At 67.9% G+C, this 6,439-nt stretch carries 5 protein-coding genes; 3 read left to right on the top strand and 2 right to left on the bottom strand.

From position 1 onward, the window contains the following. Nucleotides 1-584: amidase family protein (locus ACP2AD_RS04345; protein WP_425228861.1), on the top strand; the 584-nt coding region annotated here is incomplete at its 5' end. A 170-nt stretch (nt 585-754) separates the two neighbouring features. Here the strand turns inward: ACP2AD_RS04345 and ACP2AD_RS04340 are convergent. Both ACP2AD_RS04340 and ACP2AD_RS04335 read right to left on the bottom strand, forming a co-directional pair. Then, nucleotides 755-2,242 (bottom strand): ABC transporter substrate-binding protein, encoded by a 1,488-nt coding sequence (locus ACP2AD_RS04340; protein ID WP_425228860.1) that lies wholly within the window; start codon nt 2,240-2,242, stop codon nt 755-757. A gap of 501 nt (nt 2,243-2,743) precedes the next feature. Next, nucleotides 2,744-3,406: a hypothetical protein gene (locus tag ACP2AD_RS04335; protein WP_425228859.1), complete on the bottom strand. Its 663-nt coding sequence runs from the start codon at nt 3,404-3,406 to the stop codon at nt 2,744-2,746. A gap of 210 nt (nt 3,407-3,616) precedes the next feature. On the opposite strand from ACP2AD_RS04335, the gene ACP2AD_RS04330 reads away from it, so the two are divergent. Further along, nucleotides 3,617-4,771, top strand: coding sequence for an amidohydrolase/deacetylase family metallohydrolase (locus ACP2AD_RS04330; protein ID WP_425228858.1), 1,155 nt, complete (start codon nt 3,617-3,619; stop codon nt 4,769-4,771). A gap of 302 nt (nt 4,772-5,073) precedes the next feature. Further along, nucleotides 5,074-6,339, top strand: a complete 1,266-nt coding sequence (locus ACP2AD_RS04325) for a serine hydrolase domain-containing protein (RefSeq protein ID WP_425228857.1) — start codon at nt 5,074-5,076, stop codon at nt 6,337-6,339. The last annotated feature ends 100 nt before the right edge of the window (nt 6,340-6,439 follow it).

Here is a 6,439-nt window from a genome sequence, read left to right as displayed (position 1 = left end):
ACAGAACCGGACGGGCGCCGCGCATCGGCCTCTGCCGCTCGCCCGCTTGGGACAGCGCGGCGCCGGAGACGGCGGCGTTGCTGCACGACACCGCCGACCACCTTGCACGCGCGGGGGCTGCGGTCGCAGAAATCGAGCTGCCGCCGGTGTTCGCCCGCGCCCTCGCGCTCCACCAGGTCATCATGAACGCCGAAAGCGCCCGCGCCATGGGTTGGGAGCTGACCTGCCGGCGGGAGCTTATCAGCAGCGAATTGCAGGAGCGCCTCGACTGGGGGCTGGCGCAGCCGTCCGCGCTGCTCGACGAGGCGAACGAGGCCTTCGTGGCGGCCCGGGGCACCTTCAATGCGGTCATGGAAGGCTTCGACTGCCTCTTGACGCCCTCAGCCCCCGGCGAGGCGCCCCATGGCCTCTCCTGGACCGGCGACCCGGTGTTCAACAGCCTTTGGACCGGGCTGCACGTCCCGTGCGTGACCGTGCCGTCGGGGACTGGCCCAAACGGCATGCCGCTCGGGCTGCAAGTCGTCGCCAGGTTCGGGGACGATGCCGGGGTGCTGCGATGGGCGGAGTGGATCGCCCATCACTGACCTGCCAGTTGTCGCCCTGCCAGCAGGCTTGGCCGGACTATGGCCGGGAACCTGGCGCGGCGCCGCGCAACCCGGGAGGAACATCTCCCAAACAAGGCAGACGCCGCACCCCCCCGGTTGTGGTCCCCTGCCCGGCTCTGCCATCGCTTACTCCCTTGGGCCGCTGCCCCCTACCCCTTCCGCACATCCCACAGGATCGGCACCGGCGCGTTCACCACGCCGGACAGGCTGCTGCGCGTCGCCTGGTAGTTCAGGAAGAACCCGGTCGGGATGAACGGCGCCTCCGCGACCAGCGACGCATTGAGCTTGGCCGCCGCCGCCTTCTCCGCCGGGAGGTCCGCCGCCTCATACCAGGCGGCGATGTCCGCCTGCACTTGCTCGTCCGTCGGCCAGCCGAACCAGGCGGCCTTGCCGGTGCAGTAGATGTGCGGATAGGTCGCCGGCGACGACGAGCCGACGCCCGCGGCCCAGGTGTGGAAGATGTGCCAGCCGCCCTCGGACGGCGGCTTCATGCTGGCCCGGCGCGCGGTCATCGTGCCCCAGTCCATCGCCTGCAGGTCCACGTCCACGCCGATGCGGCCCAGCAGGTCGGCGGTCACGTCCGCCTGCGCCTTGGCCGGCGGCTGGTCGGTCGCCATCATCAGCACGACCTTCTCCCCGGCATAGCCGGCCTCCCGCAGCAGTGCCGCAGCCCCGGCGTAATCGCGCTTGCCCTGCAGCACCTCGCCCCCGGCCTCGGTGAACAGCGGGGTGCCCGGCGGGAAGTATCCGGCGACGCGCTTCCACAGCGCCGGGTCGCCGCCGACGACCGCCTGCATGAAGTCCGCCTGGTCCGCCGCCATCATCAGCGCCCGCCGCGCCCGCCGGTCGTTGAACGGCGGATGCAGGTGGTTGACCCGAAACACGCCCATGTTGCCCAGCGGGTCGGCGATGCCCACCCGGATGTCCCGGTTCCGCTTCAGCAGCGGCACCAGGTCGGGGATCGGCTGCTCCCACCAGTCCACCTCGCCGTTCTGCAGCGCCGCCGCCGCGGTGCCGCTGTCGGGGATCGCCTGCCATTCCAGCCGGTCGAACAGCACGCGCTTGCCGCCCGCCAGCCAGTCCGACTTCTCCTCCCGCGGGACGTAGCCTGCGAACCGCTCGAACACCGCGGAGGAGCCTGTCACCCACTGGTCCCTCCGGAACACGAAGGGGCCGGAGCCGACATACTCGGCGATCGGCGTGAAGGGATCGGTGGCCGCGATGCGCTCCGGCATGATGAAGCACACGGGGGTGCCGACCTTGCCCAGCGCATAGATCAGCTTGGGGAACGGGCGCCGCAGCCGGAAGCGGAAGCGGCGGTCGTCCAGCGCCTCCAGCGCGTCCAACTGGGCGGCGATGCGCTGGCCCATCAGGTCGCGCTTCATCCAGCGCCCCACGCTGGCGACGGCATCGCGCGCCCGCACGGGCTCGCCATCATGGAAGCGCAGCCCGGGGCGCAGCGTGAAGGTCCAGGTCAGGCCGTCCGCCGCGGTCTCGTGCCCCTCGCACATCTGCGGCCGGGACGTGAGGCTGCTGTCCACGCCATACAGCGTGTCCCAGAACAGCAGGCTGGCGTTGCGGACGACATCAATCGTGGTCCAGATCGGGTCCAGGTTCGACAGCCCGGCCTGCGGCACGAAGCGTATGGTGTTCGCCGCCGCGGCGCCCGCGATGGAGGGTGCGGCCAGCCCGGCGGCAGCCGAAGCGAGGAACGTGCGGCGTTTTATTCGGAAGCCCTCCCTTGGCCGCGCTCTCCGGCCCGGACTGGGTGCAGATTGCACCAGGGGGGCCACGGCGGACAGCGGTCCGGTCCGGCCTCGATGCCGCCATCGGCGCTGAGGCCGCCATTAGCTCTGGGACGGGATGGCCGGAACCGCAGAGCTTGCGGGGTAGTGTCTCAGTTTGAACGTCTGCTCCTGGTGGAAAGCCGCCGGTCCGCTTTGCGACGGAAGTGGGTGAAATCGGGTTGCAATGACTAAATGTATCCAACCAGAAGCAAAGAAAGCTGGATCTAAAATAGTTTCTTCAAAATCTCTGGAGCGCTAGATTTCAGGCGTTCGAGCATGGTGTTCACATAGAACATGTCGGGCGCTGCGCTTACTGGCAGAACAACAACCATGTAATCTGGCTGCTCTTTATTAAGCGCAAATGTGACAAGCCCAACGCCGTAGATGCTGCACAACGACGTGAGTCTGTTCATATCGTCGCTGCTCGTCAGCTTCGGAACAACGATATAGCTTTTGTGCGAGAACAGGCGATAGGCGGACAGCCTGTCCGAAAGCGACGACCGGCTGGCTGGGCACGGCTTTAATTTCAGCAGTCACGATTTGCGGCTCGAACTTGAAGATGTCCTGCCCTAGAGGCCTGAGCACACCAATAACATCAGGCGTTCCCCATTTTCCTCCTAGGCTACTTCCACCCAGCGCGGATGCAAAGGTGGCCTCATCATTCTCTTCCAACCATAATGCGAAGCTTGAATAGAAGTCTTGTTCAGTAAGCGCGTCTGCGCCAGCAGTTTCGGCCTTTACTGGCGTTTCAACTGTCACGGCCTCCTGAGCGTTGGAGTCAGCGTTATCTGCGTCGACAAATTTGGTGAGTTTGTACGTGCCCCGCGCTATCTTCGATATTTCGGAAGTGCGCGTCGTCAGCAGATTGTGGATGGCACCATGGATACTGTTATGCGGAGTGTCCGGCGCGGTTGCTTCGACCTCCCGCAGCAGATCGGCCCAGCGAATACCTTGCTGATTGGCCTCAAGCACCTTTATGGCTCGATCATAAATTTGGGTGCGGTTCAACTTCATCTCTGTCCCTCTCCAGTGTCCACGGTGCTAAGCTGCCCGAGTCCTTAGACAACCAATGTCCGTTTCTGGCTAGGGGCTAAGGTGATTAAGTGGCCGAATTGGGTCGTAAGCCGACATTCAAACATGGGACACAACCGCCCGCGACGACGGTTCGACACCAGCGCCGCCACCGGGCAAACTCCCCCCCACTTGGCCACGAAGGAGCCCCCGATGGACCACGACCTCATCCTCCGCAACGGCCGCGTGCTGGACCCGGGCACCGGCCGCGACGAGGTGGCCGACATCGCCTTCGCCGCCGGCAAGGTCGCCGCCATCGGCCCCGGCCTGCGCGGCCGGGCGGAGCGGGACGTGTCCGGCTGCATCGTCATGCCCGGCAACATAGACCTCCACGCCCACGTGTATTGGGGCGGCACCTCCATCAGCGTGGACGCCGACCAGCTTGCCCGGCGCTGCGGCACGACGACCTGGGTGGACGTGGGATCGGCCGGGCCGGGCAACTTCGCCGGCTTCCGCAAGCACGTGATCGAGCCGAGCCAAACCCGCATCCTCGCCTACCTGCACGTGAGCCACGCCGGCATCTTCGCCTTCTCGCCCTCCGTCATGGTGGGCGAAAGCGGCGACATGCGGCTGATGGACACCGAGACCTGCGCCGCGGTGGCGCGCGAACACCCGGACCTGATCCGCGGCATCAAGGTGCGGGTGGGCGCCAACACCAGCGGCGTGAACGGCATCGCGCCGCTGTATCACGCCCTCGCCGCCGCGGACCGGGCCGGGCTGCCGGTGATGTGCCACATTGACCGCCCGCCGCCGCGCTACGAGGACGTGCTGGCCGAGCTGCGGCCCGGCGACATCCTGACCCACTGCTACAAGCCCTTCCCCAACGCGCCCTGCTACGCCGATGGCCGGATCAAGGAGGCGTGCTGGCAGGCGCGGGAGCGCGGCGTGATCTTCGACATCGCGCACGGCGCCGGGTCGTTCGACTTCGGGGTGGCAGAGGCGATGCTGGCCGGCGGCTTCCCGCCCGACGTCATCAGCTCGGACGTCCACGTCCTCTGCATTGATGGCCCGGCGTTCGACAACATGGAGACCATGAGCAAGTTCCTGCTCCTCGGGATGCCGCTGCCGGACATCGTGCGGGCCGTCACCGCGGCGCCCGCGGCCGTGCTGCGGCGCCCGGACCTGGCGGACCTGTCGGTGGGCAGCACGGGCGACGCGACGGTGATGCGGATGGAGGAGGGACGCTTCAACTTCACCGACGTGTCCCGCCAGACCCGGACGGGGCGGCAACGTTTCGCGCTCGACAGCATGGTGGTGGGCGGGGCGCTGTGGCACGCGACAGACGGCCAGGCGAAGGCGGCGGAGTAGGACCACCAGTTTCGGTAGATGCACAAGTGCCTGCTCCCTCTCCCTCCGGAAGAGGGTCGGGGTGAGGGGGTCTTGGCTGCGGAGCCGGGCAACGCCGGTGCAGGCGGCGCACCGCCCACCACAGGCTAACGGCCCGCGCTTGCCCGCCCCCTCACCCTAGCCCTCTCCCGGAGCGAGAGGGAACGAGGGCAGTCCTTTCACCACATGCGATGGCCGTAACCCATCGGTTGCATCGCCATCGCCCGCCTGGCACGCTTCCCGCCGCAAGGACGCTTCATAGCGTTCACGGAGGAGGAAGCGTCATGAAGCGACTGCTGCTGGGCCTAGCCATCGCCAGCTTCGTCAGCCTCGCCCAAGCTGCGGAGCTGCCGCGGGCCGATCCCGCAAGCGTGGGCCTGGACCCGGACCGGCTTGCTGCTATCACCCGCGTGCTGAAGTCCGACGTTGACCAGCACATCCTGCCCGGCGCCGTGCTGCTGGTCGCCCGCCACGGCAAGGTCGCCTACGAGGAGGTGGTCGGCAGCCGCGACCCCCAGGCCCCGGCCCCCGCGGCGCGCGACGACATCTACCGCATCTATTCCATGAGCAAGCCGGTCACCGTCGCCGCAGCGCTGATGCTTGTGGAACAGGGCCGCATCGCCCTCGACGAGCCGGTGTCCAAGTACCTGCCCGCCTTCGCCGCCATGCAGGTCGGCGTGCCCGACGACACGCGCGGGATGCGCCTGTTACCCGCCGAGCGGCCCATGACCATCCAGGACCTGATGCGGCACAGCGCCGGGCTGACCTACGGGTTCTTCGGCAGCTCCCCCGTGAAGACCGCCTACGTGCAGGCCCGCCTGAACGCCGGCGACCCGGACACCGCAGCCTTCGTGGACCGCCTGGCCAAGCTGCCCCTCGCCTACCAGCCCGGCACCACCTGGGACTACAGCTACTCGATTGACGTGCTGGGCCGCGTGGTCGAGGTCGTGTCCGGCCAGTCGCTCTACCAGTTCGAGAAGGAGAACCTGCTCGACCCACTGGGCATGACGGACACCGCCTTCGGCGTGGAGGACCCGGCCAAGCAGGGCCGCATCGCCGAACCCTTCGCCAACGACCGCTCGTTCGGCGTGGACGCGGAGTTCAGCGACCCGCGCCATCCCGCACGGTTCCAGTCGGGCGGCGGCGGCATGGTGTCCACGGCGCGGGACTACGCCCGCTTCCTGCAGATGATGCTGAACGGCGGCACGCTGGACGGGCGGCGCTACCTCGGCCCGCAGACGGTGCGCTACATGACGTCGGACCAGCTTGGAACAGTGAAGCCGGGTCCGCTGTATCTCCCTGGCCCCGGCTACCGGTTCGGCCTGGGCGTCGCGGTGCGGACGGATGCGGGCGTGGCGCCGTTCCCGGGCAGCGTAGGCGACTGGTACTGGGGCGGCGCGGGCGGCACCTACATGTGGGTGGACCCGGCGCAGGACATGGTGGTCGTGTTCATGATGCAGTCGCCCAAGCAGCGGCTGCACTACCGGTCCGTGCTCCGCAACATGGTGAACGCGGCCATCGTCAGCGACGCCAGCGGCCCCACGCATTGACCGCCTGCGAGCGCATGGCGCTGGCAATACTGTAGGGCGGGACAGCGCTTCGCCGTCCCGCCGTACGCCCGACCGCTCAACACCCCAGACCCGCCCGCCG

The sequence above is a fragment of the Sphingomonas sp. genome (genome assembly GCF_965248875.1).
GTDB lineage: Bacteria > Pseudomonadota > Alphaproteobacteria > Sphingomonadales > Sphingomonadaceae > Sphingomonas.
Note: the sequence above shows the minus strand (reverse complement) of the source record. Positions and strands in the feature narration are given on the sequence as shown.

Bases quoted from the DNA above. Each gene is read 5' to 3' on its own strand.
- ACP2AD_RS04330 (WP_425228858.1), top strand. From the start codon at position 3,617: ATGGACCACGACCTCATCCTCCGCAACGGCCGCGTGCTGGACCCGGGC.
- ACP2AD_RS04335 (WP_425228859.1), bottom strand. From the start codon at position 3,406: ATGAAGTTGAACCGCACCCAAATTTATGATCGAGCCATAAAGGTGCTT.
- ACP2AD_RS04325 (WP_425228857.1), top strand. From the start codon at position 5,074: ATGAAGCGACTGCTGCTGGGCCTAGCCATCGCCAGCTTCGTCAGCCTC.